This is a genomic window from Shewanella sp. W3-18-1, from assembly GCF_000015185.1.
Taxonomy (GTDB): Bacteria; Pseudomonadota; Gammaproteobacteria; order Enterobacterales; family Shewanellaceae; genus Shewanella; species Shewanella putrefaciens.
Genome location: NC_008750.1, coordinates 2,293,399 through 2,319,850, shown reverse-complemented (window position 1 = coordinate 2,319,850; position 26,452 = coordinate 2,293,399). Strand labels below are relative to the sequence as shown.

23 protein-coding genes and 2 tRNA genes are annotated in these 26,452 nt (G+C 42.7%); 12 read left to right on the top strand and 13 right to left on the bottom strand.

Features of this window, described 5'->3' with window-relative positions; all coding sequences use genetic code 11:
* Positions 1-73: 73 nt before the first annotated feature.
* Positions 74-2,764 (bottom strand): DNA translocase FtsK, encoded by a 2,691-nt coding sequence (locus tag SPUTW3181_RS10395; protein ID WP_011789323.1) that lies wholly within the window; start codon positions 2,762-2,764, stop codon positions 74-76.
* Positions 2,765-3,093: 329 nt separating this feature from the next.
* Positions 3,094-3,600 carry a leucine-responsive transcriptional regulator Lrp gene (gene lrp, locus SPUTW3181_RS10390; RefSeq protein ID WP_007647640.1) on the bottom strand — a complete coding sequence of 169 codons (507 nt, stop codon included), beginning with the start codon at positions 3,598-3,600 and terminating at the stop codon, positions 3,094-3,096.
* Between the two features lie 179 nt (positions 3,601-3,779).
* Between lrp and ald the strand changes: the two genes are divergently transcribed.
* Together ald and trxB are read left to right on the top strand one after the other, a co-directional pair.
* A complete protein-coding gene (gene ald / locus SPUTW3181_RS10385) occupies positions 3,780-4,895 on the top strand; it encodes an alanine dehydrogenase (RefSeq protein ID WP_011789322.1) in 1,116 nt (371 codons plus the stop codon).
* A gap of 253 nt (positions 4,896-5,148) precedes the next feature.
* Complete coding sequence (trxB, locus tag SPUTW3181_RS10380; protein WP_011789321.1) at positions 5,149-6,102, top strand: thioredoxin-disulfide reductase; 954 nt, start codon at positions 5,149-5,151, stop codon at positions 6,100-6,102.
* Between the two features lie 249 nt (positions 6,103-6,351).
* On the opposite strand, the gene rplT is transcribed toward trxB, so the two are convergent.
* The 4 genes from rplT to thrS form a co-directional block, all read right to left on the bottom strand.
* Positions 6,352-6,708: a 50S ribosomal protein L20 gene (gene rplT, locus SPUTW3181_RS10375; protein ID WP_006081652.1), complete on the bottom strand. Its 357-nt coding sequence runs from the start codon at positions 6,706-6,708 to the stop codon at positions 6,352-6,354.
* 16 nt (positions 6,709-6,724) lie between these two features.
* Positions 6,725-6,919 carry a 50S ribosomal protein L35 gene (gene rpmI / locus SPUTW3181_RS10370; protein ID WP_011919318.1) on the bottom strand — a complete coding sequence of 65 codons (195 nt, stop codon included), beginning with the start codon at positions 6,917-6,919 and terminating at the stop codon, positions 6,725-6,727.
* Positions 6,920-7,002: 83 nt separating this feature from the next.
* Entirely contained in the window at positions 7,003-7,545 is a 543-nt protein-coding gene (infC, locus tag SPUTW3181_RS10365) for a translation initiation factor IF-3 (protein ID WP_014610565.1), read from the bottom strand.
* 3 nt (positions 7,546-7,548) lie between these two features.
* Positions 7,549-9,477 (bottom strand): threonine--tRNA ligase, encoded by a 1,929-nt coding sequence (thrS, locus tag SPUTW3181_RS10360; protein ID WP_011789318.1) that lies wholly within the window; start codon positions 9,475-9,477, stop codon positions 7,549-7,551.
* Positions 9,478-9,877: 400 nt separating this feature from the next.
* On the opposite strand from thrS, the gene SPUTW3181_RS10355 reads away from it, so the two are divergent.
* Positions 9,878-10,078: a CPXCG motif-containing cysteine-rich protein gene (locus SPUTW3181_RS10355; RefSeq protein ID WP_011789317.1), complete on the top strand. Its 201-nt coding sequence runs from the start codon at positions 9,878-9,880 to the stop codon at positions 10,076-10,078.
* On the opposite strand, the gene SPUTW3181_RS10350 is transcribed toward SPUTW3181_RS10355, so the two are convergent.
* A complete protein-coding gene (locus SPUTW3181_RS10350; RefSeq protein ID WP_011789316.1) occupies positions 10,075-10,704 on the bottom strand; it encodes a riboflavin synthase in 630 nt (209 codons plus the stop codon). The two genes, SPUTW3181_RS10355 and SPUTW3181_RS10350, sit on opposite strands and share 4 nt — an antisense overlap.
* Before the next feature lie 34 nt (positions 10,705-10,738).
* Between SPUTW3181_RS10350 and SPUTW3181_RS10345 the strand changes: the two genes are divergently transcribed.
* The 4 genes from SPUTW3181_RS10345 to eco all read left to right on the top strand — a co-directional run bounded on the left by SPUTW3181_RS10345 (position 10,739) and on the right by eco (position 13,661).
* Positions 10,739-12,118: an MATE family efflux transporter gene (locus SPUTW3181_RS10345; protein ID WP_011789315.1), complete on the top strand. Its 1,380-nt coding sequence runs from the start codon at positions 10,739-10,741 to the stop codon at positions 12,116-12,118.
* Between the two features lie 377 nt (positions 12,119-12,495).
* Positions 12,496-12,572 (top strand) — tRNA-Val (locus SPUTW3181_RS10335).
* Between the two features lie 52 nt (positions 12,573-12,624).
* Positions 12,625-12,701, top strand: a tRNA-Val gene (locus tag SPUTW3181_RS10330).
* Positions 12,702-13,109: 408 nt separating this feature from the next.
* Positions 13,110-13,661 (top strand): serine protease inhibitor ecotin, encoded by a 552-nt coding sequence (gene eco / locus SPUTW3181_RS10320; RefSeq protein WP_011789314.1) that lies wholly within the window; start codon positions 13,110-13,112, stop codon positions 13,659-13,661.
* Between the two features lie 80 nt (positions 13,662-13,741).
* Here the strand turns inward: eco and SPUTW3181_RS10315 are convergent, their stop codons facing one another.
* The 3 genes from SPUTW3181_RS10315 to SPUTW3181_RS10305 all read right to left on the bottom strand — a co-directional run bounded on the left by SPUTW3181_RS10315 (position 13,742) and on the right by SPUTW3181_RS10305 (position 16,550).
* Positions 13,742-14,017 carry a hypothetical protein gene (locus SPUTW3181_RS10315; protein ID WP_011789313.1) on the bottom strand — a complete coding sequence of 92 codons (276 nt, stop codon included), beginning with the start codon at positions 14,015-14,017 and terminating at the stop codon, positions 13,742-13,744.
* Between the two features lie 18 nt (positions 14,018-14,035).
* Positions 14,036-16,015 (bottom strand): ATP-dependent DNA helicase RecQ, encoded by a 1,980-nt coding sequence (locus SPUTW3181_RS10310; RefSeq protein WP_011789312.1) that lies wholly within the window; start codon positions 16,013-16,015, stop codon positions 14,036-14,038.
* Positions 16,016-16,226: 211 nt separating this feature from the next.
* Positions 16,227-16,550: a hypothetical protein gene (locus SPUTW3181_RS10305; RefSeq protein ID WP_011789311.1), complete on the bottom strand. Its 324-nt coding sequence runs from the start codon at positions 16,548-16,550 to the stop codon at positions 16,227-16,229.
* 254 nt (positions 16,551-16,804) lie between these two features.
* Between SPUTW3181_RS10305 and SPUTW3181_RS10300 the strand changes: the two genes are divergently transcribed.
* A complete protein-coding gene (locus SPUTW3181_RS10300; RefSeq protein WP_011789310.1) occupies positions 16,805-18,862 on the top strand; it encodes a PhoX family protein in 2,058 nt (685 codons plus the stop codon).
* A 94-nt stretch (positions 18,863-18,956) separates the two neighbouring features.
* On the opposite strand, the gene SPUTW3181_RS10295 is transcribed toward SPUTW3181_RS10300, so the two are convergent.
* Positions 18,957-19,727, bottom strand: coding sequence for a tRNA-uridine aminocarboxypropyltransferase (locus tag SPUTW3181_RS10295; protein ID WP_011789309.1), 771 nt, complete (start codon positions 19,725-19,727; stop codon positions 18,957-18,959).
* A 159-nt stretch (positions 19,728-19,886) separates the two neighbouring features.
* Between SPUTW3181_RS10295 and ampC the strand changes: the two genes are divergently transcribed.
* On the top strand, positions 19,887-21,071 hold the full coding sequence (gene ampC / locus SPUTW3181_RS10290; protein WP_011789308.1) for a class C beta-lactamase: 1,185 nt from the start codon (positions 19,887-19,889) through the stop codon (positions 21,069-21,071).
* 380 nt (positions 21,072-21,451) lie between these two features.
* Positions 21,452-22,681 (top strand): multidrug efflux MFS transporter EmrD, encoded by a 1,230-nt coding sequence (emrD, locus tag SPUTW3181_RS10285; protein ID WP_041408382.1) that lies wholly within the window; start codon positions 21,452-21,454, stop codon positions 22,679-22,681.
* Between the two features lie 56 nt (positions 22,682-22,737).
* Here emrD and pssA read toward each other — a convergent pair whose 3' ends face one another.
* Both pssA and SPUTW3181_RS10275 read right to left on the bottom strand, forming a co-directional pair.
* Entirely contained in the window at positions 22,738-24,051 is a 1,314-nt protein-coding gene (gene pssA, locus SPUTW3181_RS10280; RefSeq protein WP_011789306.1) for a CDP-diacylglycerol--serine O-phosphatidyltransferase, read from the bottom strand.
* Positions 24,052-24,062: 11 nt separating this feature from the next.
* Positions 24,063-24,395 carry a DUF1904 domain-containing protein gene (locus SPUTW3181_RS10275; RefSeq protein ID WP_011789305.1) on the bottom strand — a complete coding sequence of 111 codons (333 nt, stop codon included), beginning with the start codon at positions 24,393-24,395 and terminating at the stop codon, positions 24,063-24,065.
* Positions 24,396-24,694: 299 nt separating this feature from the next.
* On the opposite strand from SPUTW3181_RS10275, the gene SPUTW3181_RS10270 reads away from it, so the two are divergent.
* On the top strand, positions 24,695-24,871 hold the full coding sequence (locus tag SPUTW3181_RS10270) for a hypothetical protein (protein ID WP_011789304.1): 177 nt from the start codon (positions 24,695-24,697) through the stop codon (positions 24,869-24,871).
* 25 nt (positions 24,872-24,896) lie between these two features.
* A complete protein-coding gene (gene dacB, locus SPUTW3181_RS10265) occupies positions 24,897-26,411 on the top strand; it encodes a D-alanyl-D-alanine carboxypeptidase/D-alanyl-D-alanine-endopeptidase (protein ID WP_011789303.1) in 1,515 nt (504 codons plus the stop codon).
* Positions 26,412-26,452 lie beyond the last annotated feature (41 nt).

The window sequence follows — 26,452 nt, the reverse complement described above, 5'->3', positions numbered from 1 at the left end:
AATCCTTACTGCTTAAAAGTCGTTAACATGGCCAGACTTTCATCTGGCCTAATCGTCGGCATTGAGCCCACAATTAATAATGTTTTGGGGGCGGAGGCGCCAGCACTTCGCGGTTACCATTATGCCCCTGCGCCGATACTATTCCTTGCATTTCCATCTGTTCAATAATACGTGCAGCTCGGTTATAACCAATCTTAAACTTACGTTGCACGCTGGAAATGGATCCCCGACGAGTTTCAGTCACAAAAGCGACGGCTTCATCATAAAGCGGATCATACTCCTCATCAGACTCCGCGGTTTCTCCTGGCAGCAATACCTGCTCACCATCACTGACACCATTGAGAATTTCATCAATATACTGTGGTTTACCGCGGGCACACCAATCAGCCACTACACGATGAACTTCATGATCGTCAATAAAGGCACCATGGACCCGATTGGGTACTGCAGTTCCTGGTGGTAAAAACAGCATATCCCCCATACCTAGCAAGGTTTCTGCGCCCTGTTGGTCCAAAATCGTGCGCGAATCGATCCGCGATGAGACTTGGAACGCCATACGTGTAGGGATGTTGGCTTTAATTAAACCGGTGATCACATCCACCGACGGTCTTTGAGTTGCAAGGATTAAATGGATCCCGGCAGCACGCGCTTTTTGAGCGATACGAGCTATCAATTCTTCTACTTTTTTACCGACAATCATCATCATGTCAGCAAATTCGTCGACCACGACGACAATCGAAGGCAACTTATCTAACGCGGGCGCTTCGGGTTCCATGCTGTCCGACGACTTCCACATTGGATCTAAAATCACTTCACCGTTCGCTTTTGCTTCAGCAATCTTAGCGTTATATCCTTTGATATTACGTACGCCCATCATTGACATCAGTTTGTAGCGGCGCTCCATCTCGCCCACACACCAACGTAGTGCATTTGCGGCTTCTTTCATATCGGTGACGACTTCACACAACAAATGTGGGATGCCTTCATAGACAGAAAGCTCCAACATTTTGGGATCTATCATAATAAAGCGCACATCTTCAGGGCCTGACTTGTACAGTAAACTGGTGATCATCACGTTTACGCCCACTGACTTACCAGAGCCCGTCGTACCGGCTACTAATAAATGTGGCATTTTACCAAGATCAACAACAACTGGATCACCGGCAATATCTTGGCCTAATACCATAGTTAAGTTGGATTTACTCTCAGTAAAGGCGGCACAATCTAGCACATCGCGCATAAACACGGTTTCGCGGAATTTATTGGGTAATTCGAGTCCGACATAAGCCTTGCCAGGAATAACTTCAACAACTCGCACACTTTCAGCCAATAAAGAGCGCGCTAAATCCTTAGATAGATTAGATATCTTTGATGCTTTAACACCTGGAGCCAGTTCTAATTCAAAACGGGTGATAACAGGACCAGGATAAACCCCAACGACATTAGCGATAATATTGAAATCTGCTAATTTAACTTCAACCAAACGGGCAACTTGGTCAAGTTCTTCAGGACTTATTGGATTCTTCTTACGATCGGGTATATCCAATAAGCTGATGCTGGGCAAAGGGTCCATCGGTTTTTTCGGTGCGGGTTTGTCTTCTTGTCCTGGCAAAACCACAATACCATCGACAATTTTAGCTTTTTGATCTTGCTGCTTACGCTGCGCTTGATTCACAGCACCTGTTGACACTTTAGTATCAAAATCAATCACATCGTCATCACTAAAGCCTAACTCCTCATCCTCAGCATCATCAGTCAACGCGTCATGACTGAATATGGGTTCATGTTCATCAATATCAAATACATGAGTATCAAGATCAGCAACCTCATCATGTACTGTATTTTGCTTAGCTACCCAAGGCGGAGTCTCAAAATGACCATGTTCAGCAATCGCCTGATGATCTATTTGGGGTTCAACTCTTTGATTAGATTTATTTCTAGCTCCATTTAAACTCAGAATTTTTGCAAGTGAGGACAACTTAGCTTTTTTGCTCGGGACTTCATCCATGATAGTGTCATCATGGTTAGCTGCAGCTATCGCCATCGCAGGTTCCCGCATACGAGGTTGTTCAAGTACATGTTGGGAGTCACGACGTTGCTTAAATTTATCCACGACAGACATAAAGCCACGAGTATCTTCAGTTTCATCTTCTCGCTTAAAAACTTGAGGCAAACTTTTAAGTCTTTTATAGAGCCAAATGGAAGCAAAACCGACCTTTTCTACCACCGTCAGCCAACTTATCCCTGTCAACAATGTGAAGCCAGACCCTAAAAAACAGAGTAATAACAAGGTAGTACCAAGCTTATTGAAATACGGCAACATCGCTTGCCCTATCACATCACCCGCAACGCCCCCTGCAGAAAACTCATAGATATTATTGGCATTCATGCTCGCTAAGGCCGAGACACCCAGAATAAGCAATAAAAAACCAATAATCCGTAGTGCAACCGAAAAGTAATCAATTTCAAGTAAATCATGGGCGCGCTTAAAAAGTAGCCATCCGGTAGAGGCCACGATGATCGGCATGATATAAGCCGTTACCCCGAAAAAGTACAATAGAATATCGGCTATCCACGCTCCCACTGCACCAGTCCAGTTTTTTATATCGCCTTGAAAATGCGATTGACTCCAACCAGGATCGGACGGACTAAAGCTGGTTAAGGCAAGTAAAATATAAGTGGCAAGAACACAACAAATGATGAGTCCGCCTTCTAGCAGACGTTGCAGCCCAGTGAGCGTGCGTACACTATTTCCTTGAGACAAACGACATAATCCATAAAAAGTGAAAACAGGTGAGCTAACGATACCAGAATCCTACTAAATGTGGAGCATATTAGCCGGATTTTCTCCCAAGATGTGGGCATAATTAGTAAAAATTAACCTAACATTGCGCAATGGGTGTTTTTTGGGCAACAATCGTTTATGACACAACGACTTCCCAAATGTGATTTATACAAAACTGACACAAAAATAAGCCCCTAAACTGCTAAGCTTAAGGGCTGTGCAAGGTTAACGATAAGGTAAAAACGGTACACAGATTAATAAATAAGGGGCCTTGGCCCCTTATGGTAAAACCAAACAATCAGGGTAATTTAGATATCTGAGAGTAGATGATTTATTGCTACGCGACTGGTGTGCTTAACTTCTTCCATTACAACATAAGTGCGAGTATCAGAAACAGAAGGTAATTTGAGCAATGTTTCCCCAAGTAGACGGCGGTATGCCGACATATCAGAAACTCGCGTTTTTAATAAGTAATCAAAATCGCCAGAAACTAAATGACATTCTTGAATATCATCGAGTAGTTGCACTGCACGATTAAACTTATCAAACACTTCGGGAGTATCACGGCTTAATGTGATTTCCACGAATACCAGTAGGGATGCACCCAGGAAATGAGGATTAACCAGCGCAGTATAACCGTTGATATATCCCTGCTTTTCGAGTCGTTTCACTCTTTCTAAACATGGAGTAGGACTTAGCCCTACTCTTTTTGATAGCTCCACATTTGAAATGCGGCCATCAATCTGTAATTCATTCAGAATGTTGCGATCGATGCGATCCAAGTCTTTTACAGGACTCTTTTTATTATATGCCATTTATTTAACCTTGCTTTATCACTAAAACAACATTTTATTCTACGTATGTCTAAAGTTCAGCAGCATAAACTGCATCGCCGCTACTATACTAGATATCCCTGAATTAATCACGTTCAGGTCACGATAAAATAACAATTATGCCCATTAAAAGTGGGTTTTCAGGCAATTGAGGCTCAAAGATGATTATTGGTGTTCCAAAGGAAATTAAAAACCACGAGTATCGTGTCGGTATGGTCCCTTCAAGTGTTCGTGAATTAACCATAAAAGGCCACGAAGTATTTGTTGAAACAAATGCCGGCACGGGAATAGGTTTTTCAAATCAGGATTATGTTGATGCTGGCGCCACAATTTTAGCGACCGCATCAGACGTTTATGCTAAAGCAGAGATGATTGTAAAGGTAAAAGAGCCTCAAGCTGTTGAACGCGCAATGTTGCGTCACGATCAAATCTTATTCACTTATCTACATTTAGCGCCTGACTTACCCCAAACGGAAGATTTAATTAAAAGTGGTGCCGTATGTATCGCTTACGAAACGGTGACCGACGATCGTGGCGGCCTTCCCTTGCTAGCCCCTATGTCAGAAGTCGCGGGTCGTATGTCGATCCAAGCTGGTGCGATGGCACTAGAAAAATCTTCTGGTGGTAGAGGTATGTTACTCGGAGGCGTACCTGGTGTTGAGCCCGCCAAAGTCGTCATTATTGGCGGCGGAATGGTCGGTACTAACGCCGCTCAAATGGCAGTTGGAATGGGTGCTGATGTTGTTGTACTTGATCGCAGCATTGAAGCACTGCGCCGTTTAAATGTACAATTTGGTTCTGCTGTAAAAGCGATTTACTCCACCGCTGATGCTATTGAACGTCATGTTATTGAGGCTGATCTTGTGATTGGTGGCGTGCTGATCCCGGGGGCTGCAGCCCCTAAATTGGTGACTCGTAGCATGATTTCCCGCATGAAACCGGGCAGTGCTATCGTTGATGTGGCAATCGATCAAGGCGGTTGTGTTGAAACGTCACACGCAACCACGCATCAAGATCCAACTTATATTGTTGATGATGTTGTACATTATTGTGTAGCGAACATGCCAGGTGCCGTTGCTCGTACTTCCACTTTCGCACTGAACAATGCAACGCTACCGTACATTCTTAAGTTAGCGAATTTAGGTTATAAAGAAGCATTGTTACAGGATAAACACCTGCTCAACGGTCTGAACGTCATGCATGGTAAAGTCGTCTGTAAAGAAGTTGCCCATGCACTTAACCTTGAATACACTGCACCAACAACCTTATTTGCCTAATTTGTTTTCTGATAACATCTTATCTTGATGTAACAAATGTTCTACCGGCCTCAATATTTTGAGGCCGTTTTTTTATTATGATGACAAAATAGCAAACTAAATAAATCCTAAAAAGTTGACAGCGTAAATCCACATGCTCAACACGTCATCATTAATCGATGAGTATAATCTAAAATAATCGCCAAACTGCGCTTTACCCCTACAGGTAAATTCCCTACAATCGCCCTAATTTGCTAAAGGCACGGAGATAATAATGAGCCAGATCAGACATTGTAACTTATTGATTTTGGGTTCAGGCCCAGCAGGATATACCGCAGCCGTTTATGCTGCGCGTGCTAATTTAAAACCCGTGATGATCACAGGTATGCAGCAAGGTGGCCAACTAACCACGACGACTGAAGTTGAAAATTGGCCGGGGGATGCAGATGACTTAACCGGTCCAGCCTTGATGGAACGTATGCAGAAGCATGCTGAAAAGTTCGATACTGAAATCTTATTCGATCATATCAACGAAGTAACCCTTACCGAGCGCCCTTTCCGTTTGAAAGGCGACAACGGCGAGTACAGTTGTGATGCGTTGATCATTGCAACAGGCGCTTCTGCCCGTTACTTAGGGCTTGAGTCGGAAGAAGCATTCAAGGGCCGCGGCGTATCAGCCTGTGCGACCTGTGATGGTTTTTTCTATCGTAATCAAAAAGTTGCTGTGATTGGTGGTGGTAACACTGCTGTTGAAGAAGCCTTGTATTTAAGCAACATAGCGGCTGAAGTGCATCTTATTCATCGTCGTGACACTTTCCGCTCAGAAAAAATTCTGATTGACCGTCTGATGGATAAAGTCGCCAACGGCAATATTATCCTCCACTTAAATCAAACTATGGATGAAGTGGTTGGTGATGCCATGGGCGTTACCGGCCTTAAGATGAAGAGCACTAAAGATGACTCTATTACTGACTTAGCCGTTGCTGGCGTATTTGTCGCGATTGGCCACAGCCCCAACACCAGTATCTTCGAAGGCCAATTAGAGATGAACCATGGCTACTTAAAAGTACAAAGTGGTCTTCAAGGTAATGCGACCCAAACCAGTATTGAAGGTGTCTTTGCTTGCGGCGACGTGATGGACCAACATTATCGCCAAGCTATTACTTCTGCAGGCACTGGTTGTATGGCAGCACTCGATGCCGAGCGTTATTTAGACGCTAAAAAATAAAACGACTCACTTTTTGAACAGATAGCAGGCTTAGCCTGCTATTTTTTGGGCCCAACATTGTTAACTGATCACAAACTTTTTACGGGCAAAGTAAATCAATAGGATTCACGCGCTCAGAGCCTTTGCTTCACTATTCTCAATAACGAATCAGTTATGAGTGCTTAGGTAAATAACATTATTCGGTAATCAAAAATAGCGCACAAAAAAAGGGACCAAATGGTCCCTTCTCTACAGCAACAAACTAATTTCTTAGTTTAATGCTTCTTTTGCTTTTTCGACTAACGTTGCAAATACAACTTTATCGAATACAGCGATGTCAGCCAAAATCTTACGATCGATTTCGATAGACGCCTTTTTCAGACCGTTGATGAAACGGCTGTAAGACAGACCATTTTGACGAGCCGCAGCATTAATACGTGCAATCCACAGTTGACGGAATTGACGTTTTTTCTGACGACGGTCACGGTAAGCATATTGGCCAGCTTTAGTGACTGCTTGTACAGCAACACGGTAAGTACGGCTACGAGCGCCATAATAACCTTTAGCTAGTTTTAAAACTTTCTTGTGACGAGCACGAGCGGTTACACCACGCTTAACTCTTGGCATTTTCTAATCTCCTAAATTAAGCGTAAGGTAATTGACGCGCGATTGCTGGAACGTCAGCTTTTGATACTAAACATTTAGCACGTAAGTGGCGCTTACGTTTAGTACTTTTCTTGGTCAAAATGTGACGTAAATGTGCTTGCTTACGCTTGAAACCATTGGCGGTTTTCTTAAAACGTTTCGCTACACCTCTGTCGGTTTTCATTTTAGGCATTACTAAAACTCCGCATTGGGATGTTATATAAAAAGCAAGGCGAGCAAAGGTCATAGACCTTTGCTACTTTAGGGTTGCCCTACTTATTTCTTTTTAGGCGCTAGCACCATAATTGCTTGTCGACCTTCCATTTTAGGGAAAGATTCAACAACCGCATACTCGTCCAAATCAGCCTTGATACGGTTCAGAAGATCCATACCTAGGTTTTGGTGGGCCATTTCGCGACCTCGGAAACGCAGCGTAATCTTCGCTTTGTCCCCGTCTTCCAGAAAACGTATCAGGTTGCGTAGTTTTACCTGATAGTCGTTTTCGTCAGTTCCAGGACGGAATTTAATTTCCTTAACCTGAACCTGCTTTTGCTTCTTCTTTTGTTCCTTTTGCGCTTTCGCTTTATCAAATAGGAACTTACCGTAGTCCATAATGCGACATACTGGAGGTTCAGCATTTGGGCTGATTTCTACTAGGTCTACACCTGCTTCATCTGCCAAATTCTGAGCATCTCTGATGCTTACCACACCAATAGCTTCACCATCAATGCCTGTTAAACGTACTTCAGGTACGCCTGTGATTTCTTCATTGATTCTATTAGGGGCCGGCTGACGCCCTGCTGTTTTTTTGATCTTTATGACCTATTCCTCCAACAATTTGAGACTACGGAGCGAAATCTGTTGATGGATTTTAGTGGCGAAATCTTCAAGTCGCATCTTACCTAAATCGATACCATCACGGGTACGCACCGCTACTTCCTTATTTTCCATTTCTTGATCGCCAACGACCAACAAATAAGGGACACGCCTTAAGGTGTGCTCGCGTATTTTAAAGCCTATTTTCTCATTCCTCAAGTCAAAAGACGCTCGAATACCTTGTTCTTTGAAGAATTTGACGATTTCTTGAACATAATCAGCCTGTTTGTCGGTGATATTCATCACAACAACTTGCATTGGGGCCAACCACGTTGGGAAACGTCCTGCATATTCTTCTATCAAGATACCCAAGAATCGTTCTAAAGAGCCTAAAATAGCACGATGGATCATGACAGGGGTCTGACGGCTGTTATCTTCGGCAACATAAGTTGCACCAAGACGGTTTGGTAAAGCATAATCGAGCTGCACAGTACCACATTGCCATGCACGGTCCAAACAATCGTGTAAAGTAAATTCGATTTTGGGGCCGTAGAACGCACCTTCACCTGGTAAAAGGGTGAACTCAATGTTGTTTGCACGTAAAGCCTGTTTTAATGCTTCTTCTGCTCTGTCCCACATGGCATCGTCACCGATACGTTTTTCTGGGCGCGTCGACAGTTTTACGACGATGTTTTCAAAACCGAAAGTAGAATATGTGTCGTATACCATTTGGATACAGGCACTCACTTCTTCTTGAACTTGATCATCAGTACAGAAAATATGGGCATCATCTTGGGTAAAACCACGTACACGCATTAATCCATGCAATGAGCCTGAAGGTTCATTACGGTGGCAGCAACCAAATTCCGCCATACGCAGTGGCAAGTCGCGGTAAGATTTCAAGCCTTGGTTGAAGATCTGCACGTGGCCTGGGCAGTTCATCGGCTTGATAGCATATTCGCGGTTTTCACTGCTGGTCGTGAACATGGCTTCTGAGTATTTATCCCAGTGACCAGAACGCTCCCACAACACGCGATCCATCATTAATGGGCCTTTCACCTCTTGGTAAGTGTATTGGTTTAGCTTACGGCGAATGAATCTTTCTAATTCGAGGAAGATGCTCCAACCGTCGTTATGCCAAAACACCATACCAGGCGCTTCTTCTTGCATATGATACAAGTCGAGCTGCTTACCGATTTTACGGTGGTCACGCTTAGCCGCTTCTTCAAGACGGGTTAAGTGTGTACTCAGGGCTTTTTTGTCGGCCCATGCGGTACCATAGATACGTTGCAACATCTTATTTTCTGAGTTGCCACGCCAATAAGCGCCGGCAATGCTCATTAATTTGAAATGTTGGCAGAAACGCATGTTAGGTACGTGCGGTCCACGACACATGTCTGTGTATTCTTCGTGATGATATAGCGCAGGTGTCGCGTCTTTGCTGATATTTTCATCCAGAATGGCAATCTTATACTCTTCACCGCGCGCCGCGAATGTATCACGGGCTTCTTGCCAGCTAACGACACGTTTTACAACGTCATAGTTGGTTTTTGCCAGTTGAAGCATGCGCTTTTCTAAGGCTTCGATGTCATCTTGAGTCAGCTTGTGCTCAAGGTCGATATCATAATAAAAGCCATTATCGATAACAGGACCAATCGCCATCTTGGTTTCTGGCCACATTTGCTTAATCGCGTGACCTAATAAATGCGCGCAAGAATGGCGAAGAATTTCAACACCTTCTTCGTCTTTGGCGGTAATGATTGATAGCTCAGCATCGGTTTCAATGAGATCGCAAGCATCTTTTAATTCGCCATTAACGCGGCCAGCGATACAAGCTTTAGCAAGACCAGGGCCGATATCGGCGGCGACATCGAGAGTCGATACAGCATGAGCAAACTCGCGTTTGCTACCATCGGGAAGTGTAATTACAGGCATGAAATGTCCTTTCCAGTGGTGACCCACACGTAGGGCCACTTGGTTTTAGTTAATGTAAGAGAAATGCTCGCTAGGTTAAGACAGTACAGGAGTCTTAGCCGCCTTGCGTAGCAGGGCGTTTATTCTACGGGATTGGCGTCAAGGGGTGCAAGTAAATTGGCTAAATTGCGTGGCATTGCGCAATAAAGGCAAATTCATGATTTTGCAGTGTGTTGGCAACTTGCTAGTGATGAAATTGAGAGGCTAATTACGGTAAAAGAGTCATGTTTGATCCGTATGAGCAATTCATCCGTTCACTTGGTTCACTACAATTGCAGCTATACTTAGTAAGCCCTATGGGAACAGCCATGTATCGTATGGGGGATATTCTTTCATCCCACTTGAAAGAAGGAGTAACATTATGAGGATCATGAATAAGGTTATCGCCTGTCCACACTGCGGGCATCATCAACATATCAGTATCGATGCCAGCAGTGGTGATCAAGATTATTACGATGATTGTCGAATTTGCTGTAATCCAATCCATTTACGCTTACATATAGATGAGTTGCGGCGCACGATTGAGTTATACGTAGACTCAGATGATGAGCAAATTTATTAATTATTTAATGAATACTCGCTCAAGCGTTTGGCCAGTACACGCTCGACAGTGTCGACGATGACTTGCGTTTGACTGTCGATTTCAATATTCAATTCATCACCTACCTTGCACTGACCTAAATTGGTGAGCTTGAGTGTTTCTGGAATTAAGTGCAGCATAAAACTTGTCTCTGTCACCTCACCCACCGTTAGGCTGCAACCATTTATACCTACAAATCCTTTATAAAATATATAGTCCATCCATTTAGGTTCAACACTCAATGTCAAATCGTAATGCTGTTCTGTGTGGCTAATATTGGTAACTTTAGCCTTTGTATGGATATGGCCAGAAAGAATATGTCCTCCAATTTCACTACCAAAAGTTAACGAGCGTTCAACATTAACGTATTGACCTACAGACAAATTAGCGAGATTCGTCAGTCGTAATGTCTCTTCCACTACGTCGAAAAATACCCTATCATCAACCACCTGAGTCACTGTAAGACATACCCCGTTATTTGCCACACTTGCACCAATCGCAAGTCCCTCATGCAAATCAGGTTTAAACGCTACCTCAAGGGTATTTAGGCCATCTTTCTTATGTATTGCAACCACCTCGCAGGTGGCTTGAACTATACCTGTAAACATTTATTACTCGCTTATTCGTTAAAGGCTGTATTTTATGAAACATTCAGGCTTCCAAGCCAAACGCTTAATCCAACTTGCACTGCCAGTGTTCATCGCCCAAGTCACCCAGACAATGATGGGATTTATCGATACTGTTATGGCGGGACGAGTCAGTGCCGTTGATATGGCGGCTGTGGCCGTAGGAACCAGCCTTTGGCTGCCCGCTATTTTATTTGTTCAAGGTTTACTGATGGCTTTTACCCCCTTATTTGCCCATTTTAATGGTGCAAATAATCAAAAAGCGATTCAACCTTTAGCTTTTCAAGGGGCCTATCTTGCCATCATTGGCGGCATTGGGGTGATGATTTTCCTCGCATCGGCACCTTTTGTACTTGGCCATATGGACTTAGAACCTGAATTGTACCGCTTAACCATAGGTTATATCGACGGTATTTTATGGGGCGCACCAGCATTTGTGTTATATCAAGTATTAAGAGGCTGTAGCGAAGGGATCTCATACACTTTACCGACAATGGTTATTGGGTTTGTCGGATTAGCCGTCAATATCCCTGCCAATTACATTTTTATTTATGGTCACTTTGGCGTTCCTGCAATGGGCGGTGCGGGTTGCGGGGTTGCAACGGCCTTGGTTTTTTGGGCAATGCTGATTGCAATGACTATTTATATGCAATTTCACCGCAAATTTGCCGCACTTGCTCCTTTCAGTAAATTTCATCGACCAGAGTTTAAAACGATGAAAAAAATGACAAAGCTCGGCATGCCAATAGCTATGGCGCTGTTTTTTGAAGTGAGTTTATTTGCAATCATTGCATTGCTTCTGGCGCCTTTAGGTGCCACTGTTGTAGCTAGTCACCAAATTGCCCTCAACTTCTCCGCAATTGTTTTTATGCTGCCTTTATCTATTGGTATCGCAGTTTCGATCAGAATTGGTTATTACTTAGGCCGAGATCGTAGCGATATTTCTGCCGTTGTGGCCAAAGTGGGGTTATGGCTAGCGCTGTCTCTCGCTCTTTCCACTGCGGTGTTAACGGTACTATTTAGATTCCAGATTGCTGAACTCTATAACAATGACCCGGATGTCGTTGTGTTAGCTGGTAGTTTGATGTTGATGGCCGCGCTATATCAATTATCGGATTCAGTCCAAGTTGTTGCGGCGGGCGCCCTACGGGGCTATAAAGATACTCGTAGTGCTTTTTATATCACGCTCTTCTCCTACTGGGGGATTGGCATGACACTAGGCTATACCTTGGCTTATACGGATTATATTGTGCCAGCTATGGGCGCCCACGGATTTTGGACTGGACTTATCGCAGGACTGACCTCGGCAGCGCTGCTGTTTTTTATACGCTTACGCTATATCCAAAAGCATGGAGTACATTTAAGCCTTATTGAAGGTGATAGCGCACACCATTAATGCTCACTTAGATTGCAAGAAGTATGAGCGGCAATCGTAGTTATGATATTAACGATAAAAAATGGCGAGCCTCTTGGCTCGCCATTTTTTATCGTTTTGATTTTGATGGAAACGATTGGAACAAGACCACTCGCAATAAGAAGGTTATGCATATCAATGTTGAAACTCTGGACAAGTTGCACAGCAATTCACCATTTGACGATAAAATTGTTTTTTTTGCTTGCCAGCCTTTCGCTATCACCCTAATATAGCGCTCGCTCCAAAGCGCAATAGCTGTTAAAACGGCTTGTAGCTCAGTTTGATAAAAGTATCACTACTTACTCATTTGAGAACAAGCGATGAAAATTGGTGGTTAAGACTACCAAAAAATAGACAATGCACCCGTAGCTCAGTTGGTTAGAGCACTACCTTGACATGGTAGGGGTCGGTGGTTCGAGTCCACTCGGGTGTACCACTCTTTTCACAGAGTATAAAAAGTGACTTCTTCTTATTAAAAAGTAAACAGTGCACCCGTAGCTCAGTTGGTTAGAGCACTACCTTGACATGGTAGGGGTCGGTGGTTCGAGTCCACTCGGGTGTACCAATTCTCACTTTAAATTCATATGCTTCAACAATCTTATCCAATTGCCCCTGCTCTATTACCTTTTCTATATTTATATTCCTTAGCTTTGCATCATCTATGATCTGGTTGATAATAAAAAATCCTATAGCACTGCATTTTCAAAAAGAGCCTTTTAAAACTTCTTAAGTGGTCATTCAGTACCATATCGGTATCTTCATTTTTTAAACCACTTACATCAATATCACTTAGGGTACACATCTCGGTTGAAGATGAATTAAACTTGAATAGGTACAACAAATTCATTGGGTGAAATTTTCCAATACTTTTAACCCTTTTTAAATTCTGTTTCGTTTGTAGGGGCAGAAGCTCGACAAAGAGCGGAACTTTTTGTTTATACGACGACTTATTTGAACCATTAGGGAGAACACAATGAAATTGACTCATCTACTTAATGCTGCGATGGTGCCTCTTACTTTTGCATTGTTATCTTTTAACGCTGCTGCGGTGAGTCCACCCAATCAAACAGGATTAAATGCACCTATGATCAGCGTGATGAGTTTCACATCAAAAAATTACACGCAGCAAGAAGCCACTAAAATGTTCCCTGTACCTAATGTAGGCATGGTGCAACATATTCTTACACTACCTAAGTTAGAGAATGAAGAAGACTATATGCTTGAAGTCCAAATAGGCCAGACTCAACTCATCGACTGTAACAAACACAGTTTAAACGGCGAGCTGAAAGAACATTCAGTACAGGGATGGGGTTACAACTATTATCAAGTGGATGAGGTCTCAGAAGGTCCAAGCACCATGATGGCTTGCTTTGAACTTGCTAAAAAAGAAGCTTTTGTACGCATTCCCGGTGAGTTAACAATGCGTTACGATAGCCGTTTACCTAAAATATTTTACCTACCAGAAGGCACTGAATTACGTTTTAGAACGTGGAAAGTAGATTCTGCCTTTCAGTATGCTAAATAAAATATTCTGAATATCCTGTTTGAAGCAAATGCCCTTCGGATCTGGACTGACATGATAGAGTCAAGATCCGATGGGCATTACTAAAATCTTTTAATTCTAACTACTTGCATAATCTCGATTTCAAAACCTGCCACCATTTCGGTTTCAGGATAATAGACAACACTCACTTTTTGCCCTTGTAAATTTTTGTATTTTTTTACACGACGAAATTTAAATGGCACATCACAGTTTTCGAGCATCACTGTATGTTGCACCCATTCGCCCTTTTCTCTTTGAGTATGGGATAACACAGTCACTTCGCCTGAATGAATTAATCTCTCATGGTTGGCGAGCATCTTTTTAACAGCCTTATTCATGTTCGATCCTTTTATCATCTAGCCCGCCAGTAGTGACGTAACTTTCTGTTTTATTTCTGCATATCTTAATTTTTCACAACGACCAAATCCCTTGAGTTTACGGATCTGTAGTCGACTAAAAAGAGGAACCATCATGCCAGCTAGAAATCGGCATTGAGTATCGAGTGACAACGAAAGTATACCTTTCATTTTTACGTGGGTTTGTAGTTCGAATAAATCGGTACGGATTTGCGACTCATCAGGCCAAACAGGATCTGCAGAATACGTTAACTTAGCCACATTTCCGCGGCAAACACTGCAATGGCCGCAATATTGTGGTGTGTTTTGGTCATCAAAATAGCGAGATAAATTGTAGCTCAGACACGTATCTAATTCGAAAAAACGCACTAATTGTCCAATACGTAAAATTTCTTTATGCTCTTTTTCCACAAAGTATTGGTGAAGATTGTCTACAAGGGAGATCTGAGCCAATATTGTATTATTCACTTGATAAACATCGGTAATTTTTTTAGTTTCTAGTTCAATCCATTGTTTATCTGCCAGATATTCCAGTGCTGTTAATACTTTACTGCGTTCAGCTCCCGTTGCACTGTAAAGTGCATCAACATCTAAAACACCCCAAACCCGCTTCATGTGTGTGTGAGTAAAAATTTGCGATAAGAATGCCTGCCGCTCTGGATTAAATGCACTTAAAATTTCTGATTTATCTTTGATGAAGCGATAGGTCACATCAGCATAGTAAGCATAAAGCGGTTTAATTACGCCTTGTATTTCTAACTGAACTAACAGTGTTTTTAATGGTAACTGACGGATATTACTGATGCTAGATAACGTATTTAACTGATGTTCCCAACGTCCTTGATGTTGTTCTTGCTTGATATTTTCAATAATGAGCTCAATACCGCTTCGTTCTGGCGTGTCACCATAAACAAAATTTTCGACTGTATTCATTCCATCAAGATTAGCCAAGGTCACGCAGTGCGAGTGTTGACCGTCTCGACCCGCTCGCCCAATTTCTTGACTGTAATTCTCAATGGATTTAGGTAAGTCATAATGGATAACAAAACGAATATTGCTTTTATCTATCCCCATACCAAAAGCAATCGTCGCGACCACCACTTGCACTTTATCCTGCATAAAATCATGTTGAACTTGCTGGCGTTTTACATCGTCAAAGCCTGCATGATAAGCACGAGCAAGGATCCCTTCTTGTATGAGCAAATCCGCAACTTGTTCTGCCGTATGTTGAAGAGTGACATAGACAATACCCGCTCCTGCATATTGGCGGACTTGCCTATACAGTAATGCATTTTTTTCTTGGCTTAATACAGGGATAACACATAAATCTAAATTGGGGCGATAGAATCCTGTTTGAACTATGTGTTTAGGAGCGATATCAAACCGCGCCGCCATATCCAACTTCACCTTACGGGTTGCGGTTGCCGTTAAAAGTAGCACTAGTGGGATCCCAAGCTCCCGTCGATAATCGGGTAACTTTAAGTAATCCGGTCGGAAATTATGTCCCCATTCTGAAATACAGTGCGCCTCATCAATAACCAGCATTGAAATGGCAACCGACTGGATAAACTGCCTAAAGCGTTCATTTTTAAAACGCTCAACCGATACCATCAAAATCTTTAGCTTGCCCGACCGCGCGTCCATCATAACTTGCTTAGTCTGCTCAGCATTGAGAGTTGAGTCTATGCTTGCCGCTGCAATTCCCTTGGCTTGCAAAAACTCAAGTTGATCCTTCATTAATGCTAGCAAGGGGGATACCACTAAGGTCAAGTGGGGCAACTGTAAGGCAGTAAATTGATAACACAAGGACTTACCTGATCCAGTCGGAAAAATGGCGAGGCTAGATTGTCCTGCTAATAGCTGCGAAATCGTTTGGTATTGACCATTCCTAAAGGCTGAAAAACCAAATTGTTGCTGCAATAAAGTGCTATAACTGTCAGCCTTATCTGCAAGAGGCTTTTCTGGGGTTGAGTGAAACATTGCCTAACCTTAGGGGTGAACAAGCTGAAATGCGAAACCGATGTACAGTTTAACAAATTTTGTCCGACTTTATGGGGTTAATTACTGCGATAAGGAGATCCGACTGAATCGACTTAGTTCATTTCGTGTTTAGCGTAGCAAGCTAGGTAGGCTACATAAGTTATGGGAATCTTTTTAGACAGCGATAAAAATTTATTACATCAATACGTTATCACTTTCGCGCTAGATAAAGATTAATCAGTGACGCTAATTTATTTTCAAACCGTTCTTCAAAAACCTCAATATCACGCCCAATCAGATGAAAGTATTTACTCGCCTGTGTCCGTGAAAGCAGTTTATTTGCCACACTATATTGCATTTCATCGAGTGTTTTATCGTACCTTGGTGTAAGTAACCAAGTTCCAACATCCACATCAAAATGTTGCATCGCCTTTTGTGCTAAAGCACAGAAAGCTTCAATATGATCTTTTCCATCAGGACCAAGACAACCTGGCTCGATACGGCACAACACGGCAATTTTTCTGTCCTCAGCCATTTTTATATCCCTAAAATGATTACAACGAAACTCATACGATACATATCAGAATGACTGATTTTACGTGAGTGTATGTATATGTCACGTGCTTTGTATCAATTGATTTTAGCGTGATTTATGACTTACTCGACCGTGAATATAAAAATATTTCAGGATATTGCAGTATTTTTGTCATCTAAATTCAACTTTATTGTCACATAGAGTCATTAGGCTGGGCCTCGAAATTTAATTCATATCACATATTGGAGTGAAATATGAGCAAGGCCACCTTTGATCCTACACTTTATAATAAAAGTAATAATGAGCCGTTTAACCAAGTGTTGGATAAGCATTTATCTCGCCGAAATTTTGTCAAAAGCGGATTGGGCCTTGGTGCCATGACCGCTTTTGCAGGAATAGGACTAACAGGTTGTGGTTCGGATAGCTCACCAGCACCGACGCCAGTTGATCCAGTTCCCACATTACCTCCCACAAAAAGCAGCGCCAAATTAAACTTTACATCTGTGGCAGGTGCTCGACTGGATGCAGTTGTGATACCGGAAGGTTACACCGCACAGGTACTCGCTCCTTGGGGAACACCGTTAAACTCAAAAGCCGCACCATGGAAAAGTGATGGCAGTAACACTGCAGACGATCAAGCCAATTCAGTTGGGATGCATCACGATGGTATGCATTTTTTCCCATTAAATGATGCCGGTAATGATGGCTTACTCTGTATAAACCATGAATATATTGATGAAGATGCATTGCACCCAGCCGGACCGACCGTAGATGCCACCACAGGTTTACGCACCATTGTCGATGAAATTCGCAAAGAAATTAATGCCCATGGTGTCACTGTCGTGCGGATCAAACTGGTTAATAATCAGTGGGAAGTCGTTCTAAATGACAGCCATAATCGTCGTTTCACGGGCGCAACAGTAATGGATATGGCAGGCCCTCTGGCTTATACCTCTCTGCTCGAAACTCGTTATTCACCCGATGGCAGTCAAGCCCGCGGTACCTTAAATAACTGCGGCAATGGTTATACTCCATGGGGAACTTATCTCACTTGTGAAGAAAACTGGCCTGAGTATTTTGCAAACCGCGGTACTTTGAAACCCGATCAAAGCCGCATTGGTATCAGCAAAACCAGTACACGTTATGGTTGGGACCATCTTGCTGGCCATGATGAAGAACGCCTCGATGAATTTGCACGTTTTGATATCACTCCCAAGGGTGCAAATGCTCAAGATGATTACCGCAACGAAGCAAACGGTCATGGTTATATTGTAGAAATAGATCCGTTCAATCCTGCATCACGCGCAGTAAAACGTACCGCATTAGGACGTTTTCGCCATGAAGGTTGTACTTTTGGAAAATTAACTGAAGGTAAACCTGTGGTGTTTTATTCGGGTCATGATGCTCGTTTTGAATACCTCTATAAATTTGTTTCAGCGGCTGCTTGGGATGCAAAAGATGCCAATAGTAGCAATCGTATACAAACGGGTAATAAGTACATGGATGAAGGGACTTTATATGTTGCTAAATTCAACGAAAATGGCGGTGGTGTTTGGTTACCGTTAACCTTAGATAGCCAAACCTCAGACGGTAAAACACTCGGTGATACTTTCGCCAGCTTGGCTGATATTATTCTCAATACTGCAGGAGCCGCCGATCTTGTTGGCGCAACACCGATGGATCGTCCTGAATGGTGTGCTGTTGATCCCTTTACAGATTCAGTCTATTTAACCTTGACCAACAACTCGAAAAGAACCGAAGCACATCCTGCAAACCCAAGACTTAAAAATAACTTTGGTCATATTATTCGTTGGGACGAAGGTGATAAAGTCACAGAGTTCACATGGGATATTTTTGTATTTGGTTCACCAAGTGATGGTAATGCCGAGACAAACTTATCAGGTTTAACGGATTTGAATCAATTTGCGAGTCCCGATGGTTTAGCTTTTGACCAACGGGGTATTCTGTGGGTGCAGACCGACAACGGTGCTAAGGAAGTCGCGGAAGAAACTAACGATCAGATGTTAGCAATTGTGCCTTCTACCTTGGTTGATAGCCAAGATAAACAACTGACAGTCACAGCAAATAACCAAATGGAATTAAAACGCTTCTTTGTTGGCCCTAATGATTGCGAAGTGACAGGATTTGCAGTTAGCCCTGATTACACGTCAATGTTTATTAATATCCAACATCCGGGTAATTGGCCCTACTCTGCCAATGCTGCTGAGCAAACTCCAGCGGGAACCACTCTTCGCCCTCGTTCTGCAACAGTGCTTATCCGTAAGCAAGATGGTAAACAAGTTGGGGTTTAACCATAGCAGTTAAAAATAAACGCAATTAAAGCAAAACTCCCCTACTTGTTAGGGGAGTTTTATTTGTGAAGTTTCGTTCTTCCACTGAAATAAATTAAACGCTGGGCAAAATGGCATTTGCCTTTTCATAAGCCGCTTCAACAGCATCTGTAAAGGATGAAATGGGTAAAAGATCTTCTCTACAACGCCGATTACGACCAAGTAATGATGATTCAACAAACAAATCAAACCAAGTGCTAAGGGCTTTGCTATTTGCCTCCTCACCTATCGCGGCTAACGCTAAAGAAGCGACCTCAGCGGTACCCAGTTGAAAGTCGTGACTCCCCTTTCGTAGCGCATATGTCGCAAGCGTATCGGGATCGAATGATAATAAGGGCAACGAGTGCAAATAAGGACTCTTACGGAACATTTTTATCGCTTCACGCCAACTGCCATCAAGCATGATCAGCAGCGGCCGTTTACCTTCAGCTAATGTCGACATAGGTACTTGATTTAGTACAATCTGCCCTTGCTCTGCATATTGGGCTGGAAACACTAAATAAGGTTGATATTGCGGCGACTCAAGCAAGCCAAGCAACTCAGCTTCAGGTTCTGTACGTGACCAAATATAGGCATGAGTATCAGGAATAAGATCCGCAATGAGTCGGCCACTATTCGTCGGTTTTAACACTTCATCGTTATACATGATCAGCAAAAAACTGGCTTGAGTCTGTAACTGACGGCGCAGCGCACAGGTACAAAACTGCTCACCTAAAAGGCATAATGGGCAGCGGATCAATTTTTTGCCACGGGCACCAAAAGGCTTAGTCGAAATAGACTTACGGTACTCATATAGACGGTGGACGGCATGGGGGGCTAGAGCCATAAAACCAATTCTCTTTCAAACTTATGATAAGCTGCAATGGAGGGCTTTTAATCTTCCCTATTGCGGCGACGCAGTTTATCCCTTGACCATCAATGGCGCAATCCACCCCATACATTATCGCCATAAAAGGCACATCCAATTTTTGATTACAGGTAAATTATGCAACAACATCCCCTACTCGCTTCAATGCCATTATTAAGCAGCGTACTGCTCAGTGTAACGCTATTTTCTAATGTGAGTGCAGCCCAAGCTTTAAATGCTAAGGAAATGCAATCGCTGGTAGATTCTGTGGTTAAACCTTTGATGACTGAGTACCATATCCCCGGTGCCGTAATAGGCTTAACTATTGATGGTAAACAGTATTTTTATCGATATGGCGTCAGTTCTAAAACCTCATGGCAAAGTGTGACTGAACATACCCTGTTCGAGATTGGCTCTATCAGTAAAACCTTTACCGCGACACTGGCAAACTACGCACAGCTTAAAGGCAAATTAACTCTCACGGATATGGCCAGTGACTATGTACCAGCATTAAAAGGCAGTCATTTTGATGGGATTAGTCTCATTAACTTAGCGACTCACACCGCGGGAGATCTGCCAATGCAAGTACCCGATAAAGTCACTAACAACGCAGAATTAATGGCTTATCTTAAACAGTGGCAACCGTCATTTGCCCCAGGGACCCACAGAAATTACGCCAATCCAAGCATTGGCCTGCTCGGGATGATTGCCGCGCAGAGTTTGAATCAAACATTTCAGCAAGCACTTGAACAAACAATCTTTCCGCAATTGGGTATGACCAGCAGCTATGTCAAGGTTCCCAGCGACAAAATGGCCGATTATGCCCAAGGCTACAATAAGCAAGATATGCCGGTTCGGGTCAATCCCGGCGTATTAGCCGATGAAGCCTATGGCGTTAAAACTACAGCCACAGATCTGCTGCAATTTGTGGAAGCCAATATGCAAATGCACCCACTTGCCAAACCTCTGCAAACGGCAATCGATGAGACTCACAGGGGATACTTTGATGTGGGCGTAATGACCCAAGATATGATTTGGGAACATTATTCCTATCCGATTGAGCTCGATAAGCTACTTATGGGCCACACTCAGGAAGTGGTGTTTGGTAGCACGCCCGTTAACCCCATATTGCCACCCCTTGAACCGCAGCAAAATGTGTGGATCAATAAAACAGGCTCAACCGGTGGTTTTGCCGCCTATGTCGCCTTTATCCCCGCGCAAAAGCTTGGGATCGTCTTACTAAGCAATAAAAATTATCCCGTTCCACCACGGGTGACTGTGGGCTACCAGATTTTAACTGGCATAGAAAAATTGCAAAAATAGCAAAAATAGCATTAAAGGAGATAGGCCTATTTGCGATCTCCTATTTTATTTGTACCTTACCCATATTTTTAGCGTTACTTCCTTATATCAAGTATTTTATCCACTGGTTTGTCGCTGATACCAAATGTTTTAAACAAATCCGCTTGTAAGGAAATAGGGGCATCAGAGTTGAGCCAAACATTAATGTATTTGCAATTACCCTACACAATTAACAAGCAAATAACTCAGCGTAAGTTTAACTTTACAACCCAAAATGAAGAGAAAAACTTATGCAAAACATAAAATATTATTTTGCTAAATCAGCATGATTCACACTTGAAGTTCCTCTTTTAGCGCGTAAGATGCGCGCCATTAACTTATGTTCTTTTTATGGCTATTTCATGTCTGGCAAAGCTCAACACTCTTTCGTGTCAAACTCAGTATCTCCTTCTGTAAGCCTGATATTTATGCTGGTATTTATGGTGGCTTGTGGCCAAATGGCACAAACCATTTTTGTGCCCGCATTGCCGCAAATTGCCCTCAGCTTAAATGTAGATGCCAGTCAATTACAGGCTGTGATGGCCTGTTACCTTATTGCATATGGATTATTCCAATTTGTATATGGACCTTTGTCTGACCGTATTGGGCGTAAAACACCTTTACTCATCGGTATTGGTATTTTTATCTTAGGGGCATTTATGGCCGCACGGGCTCAACATTTCAATCAACTTATCTTTGCGAGCTTAATCCAAGGTTTAGGAACCGCAAGTGCAGGCGCCTTATGTCGTAGTATTCCTCGGGATCACTATTTTGGTGACAATTTAGTAAAATTTAACAGTTATGTCTCTATGGCCGTGGTCTTTCTCCCACTTATAGCCCCCTTTTTAGGTAGCATAATGACCGCCTATTTTGGATGGCAAGCTGTCTATTGGGTACTAGCAGGATTTGGCGTATTTGTGTGGTTACTATTATTAGTCGGGTTTAAAGAGTCCCTCCCGTCGTATAAACGTGAGCATAACCCCATCATCGCGTCCTATCGACATGTACTACGGCATAGAGGATTTAGAGCCTATCTGTCTTCATTAATTGCCACATTCGCAGGTATTGCTGCTTTTGAAGCAATTGCAGGTGTACTCTACGGTCAATATTTAGGGCTTCCCCCTTTTATTGTGAGTTGTTACTTTGTGGCTCCTATTCCTGGTTACTTGTTAGGAGCCTTGATTGCTGGCAAGCAAACTAAAACACAACGTACTGTTTATCAAGGGGTTGCACTATTAGGGACTGGGGCTTTATTTATGCTTATCCCTGGGATATTCCTGCTCGTCAGCACATGGAGTTTACTTGTAGGTTCTGTATTATTTTTTAGTGGTGCAGGTATGCTCTTTCCTACTCTCACCTCTGCGGCACTGGAACCGTTTCCGCGTCAAGCGGGTATTGCGGGGGCATTACTTGGTGGGTTACAGAATTTTGGTGCAGGTCTTGCGGCTCTTAGCATGTCAGTCATGCCCATGGGAGGACAATTAAGTATTGGATTACTGAGTACTATGATGGTTATCCTTGTGATAGCATCACTTCATTATGCTAAAGACCAAAATGATACCCATCAAAATCTAATGCTACAAAATCAGTAAGTTAGAAACTAAAAAGCCCACTATATGATGTGGGCTTTTCCTTTAATCGTCTAAGGCTACAGAATACGTCTTAACAGAAAGTCGGCTTTTAATCGTCGAATACGATTCATGATCTTCTTCACTGGCGCTGGATAGCTTTGCAGTGTATCGACTTGACTATAATGATATAACCGCTCTGTATGCTCAAGAATATGGGTCTGTTCAGCTTCAAACTGATTTTTCCAACAAGCGGTTTCATCATGGATCAAAAGACCATTTTCAAGATCTAATGCCCAAGCTCTTGGATTAAGATTGGAACCAGTGATCAAGTGCTTACAACCATCAGCACTGATCCCTTTTAGATGGTAACTATTGATACCGTGTTTCCACAAATGGATATTCAACTGCCCATTATCAATCGCCCACTGTTGACGTTTGGCAAACTTACGCAAAGATTGCTCATACATATAGGGCAAGGCACCTATGGTCGAGAAATCCTGCTCTGGTGGAATATAAAAGTCATTAGCAGTCTTATCACCTACTACGATATCAACACGTTTGCCTTTTCTTAAATGCTTCGCCAAGGCTCGCACTAATATGTATGGCGGGTTGAAGTAAGGCGTGCAAATAAACAAAGCATCCTTCGACTCCTCAACCAAAGCCACTACCACTTTATTGAGGAGATTTTTTTTACGACCTAACCCCAATAAGGGCGTAATCCGATTACCCGTATTGGTACTGTTAAATTGATATTCGGCTTCGGACAATCGCAGTTTAAAACTACGGATATCATTTTTATGTGGTAGGACTTCTTGAGCCGCATCTTGAGCGAGTGACGATACCGCAGGATCGGCAATAATATAACGCTGGATCATCGACCGCATACTACGTGCTAATTCTACAGACTCAATCACATGGTAACGATCAAAGCGATACTTATCATTCTGTTGCAGATAGATATTATTTAGACTTGCCCCACTATAAATGACTGCATCATCAATAATAAAGCCCTTAAGATGAAGTACCCCCATAAACTCACGGGATTTGACGGGTACACCTAAAATATCGATAGGATATTCGGCCGCAGCCATAACTTTACGGTACATCAAATAGTTACCGCTATCACCTTTATGGCCAATCAAGCCGCGTCTGGCACGGTGAAAGTCAACGAGGATCTTGATATCTAATGCTGGATTATTGGCCTTTGCGGACATCAAAGCTTGTAAAATCTCACGGCCCGCTTCGTCATCTTCTAAATACAACGCAGCAATATAAATACTGTGTTTCGCGCCTTCAATACGATTGAGTAATTCTGCCTTAAATCGGCATGGCGTAAGCAACCACGTTAAAGCCTCGGGTTGAACGGCTATACCACCAAGCTTATCTAGCAAGGTATCCTCCTTTAAACATGCTGACCACCCTGATAGGAAGCACTAGGGTTCAGTGACAAAAACATCACAGCAATATGTGTTAATTCTGGATAGGCTTCGGTCACTGTCAGCCTGATCATTTGTTCTACTTTAAGATGAATATCAGGATCTTTAGGAAACCAAAGTAACTCCACTTGGACAAAGCGTTGATCAATCTTACCGTTTCGATAACTGATACTTGGGATCCAATCTAATGTGAAACTCTCTGCATTACCTTTACATATAGCCGCCAAAGACTGCAGTAATGCTTGGCTAAACTCTGCAACGACTGCCTGTGGTAAGCCGCGCATACTAATATGAGGCATGGTTTAGTTTTTTACCTGAGAACCTAAAATCATAAGGGGTAGAAATTACCGACTTCACTGCGTCTCGGCAAGGCTTTTCTCCCAAAAGCACGCTTAAAACCAATTGTTTTGCTGGTAATTTGACCTGAAACGCGCTGATGCTGATGATAAACCTCATTTAGAACCCATATTGTCTAAAACGATATTAGAATGAGAAACGGCGTCCAAATCACAAAAAAATCGCCAACTGGATTTTCGTGTCCCCGAAAGCATGGTTTTAGCGTAAACTAAAACCTCTTTGCACTAAGTAAATAAAGACTATGAACAAAAAAATTTTGCTAACCCTTGCGCTGACATTACTCTTCGCTTGGGGAATTTTCCATTTTAAGACTCAACTTGGATTATTAATCCTGCCATTATTTATTGGATTAGTGCTTTTTGTCACCTTAAGGCTTTATCGTCTAATGGAGAAAGATGATGGCAGTAATGAACGCTAACCGAGCAACATGATTGAGTATTAACATGGATATGTTATCTAAAACAACGTGTTACATAGGGTTAATATTGAGTTTTTTCTCAATAAGCACTAAGGCTACACAAGCAAATATCCCCAGCATTGAGCTTAGAACTACAACACTCAGCCAAAGTATCGCCGATATTAACCCACGACATTCACAAACCGCATTATTAGCATTGGATTTAGCGAACAATCAGATTCTCTATAGTCAACAGGCGGATACCCTGTTGGTTCCTGCCAGCACACAAAAAATTCTCACAGCAGTCACCGCCATGGCAGAACTTGGGACTGAGTTTCGTTATGTCACTGAATTATGGACCGATGCACCACTCCGTAATGGCCACATTGCAGGGAGTGTTTATTTACGTTTTAGTGGTGATCCAACCCTGACACAATTGGATTTAAAAGCCCTCTTTGCCAGTTTAGTGAAACAAGGCATTAATGGCATTGATGGTCATTTGTATCTTATTGGGGATAAACAAGAACAATTGCAAGCACCGGGTTGGGTTTGGGATGATTTAGGCATCTGCTATGCAGCCCCTGTGTCGAGCTACATCATCAACCAAAATTGTGTTTTCGGTCAGTTCATCCCAAGCAATGAAAAAGAGCCCTCAAAGGTTGTGTTACGCGCCACCAGTTATGGGGTAAAGGTCAATAGTGACGCCGTATTCGATCGACAAGCCAATCGCGATTTCTGTCAGCTTGATCTCGTCCGTTTAGGGCAAAACAACTACCACTTACGAGGATGTTATCCAGGATCTGAAGCCATACCTCTCGCAATTGCAGTAACTGATCCAGCTCAGTTTGCGCAAGACACCCTAACAGCCATACTCAAAGCCGAAACACCACTTTCGGGTAAAGTACGCATAGGCAATAGCATCCCTAAAAAAGCCAAACTGATTGCGAGCCATAGCTCACAGCCATTACCTGAACTACTCAAAACAATGTTACTTAAATCGGATAACTTAATTGCTGATAGCTTGTTCAAGCAAATAGGAAAGAGCTATTACCGTACACAGGGAAGTTTCACCCATGGTGCGGCTGCAATGCGCCGTATTCTCACCGATTTAGGGATTGATTTAACGAATGCAAGTATTGTCGATGGTTCTGGACTTTCACGATATAACCTATTGAGTGTTAATCAGTTAGCATCAGTATTGAAGTTAATTTATGAAGATGATCGCTTTAGAGAATTAATGAACAGTCTGCCCCAATCTGGGGTCAGTGGTACACTAAAATACCGAACAGGTTTCACTAAACCACCATTGAAAAACCTGATTTTTGCCAAAACAGGCTCGATGCAAGGTATCGCAAACCTAGCAGGATTTATGCGATTACCACAGCATAAGGATATATTGTTTGTTGTACTCGAAAATGGCATCAGCCCAGCGCTTAAAAAGCAAAATAAGCCCCCTTTTAGCGCAGACTTTTTAACTCAATTGATGACAAAGCTAGAAGTCAAAGCATCTCTAACGGAGACTGATACGATTCAAGCTCATTCCAAGATTACCCCTGAGTAATTATTCTTTAAAAAGCACTGAATATTCAGTGCTTTTTAATT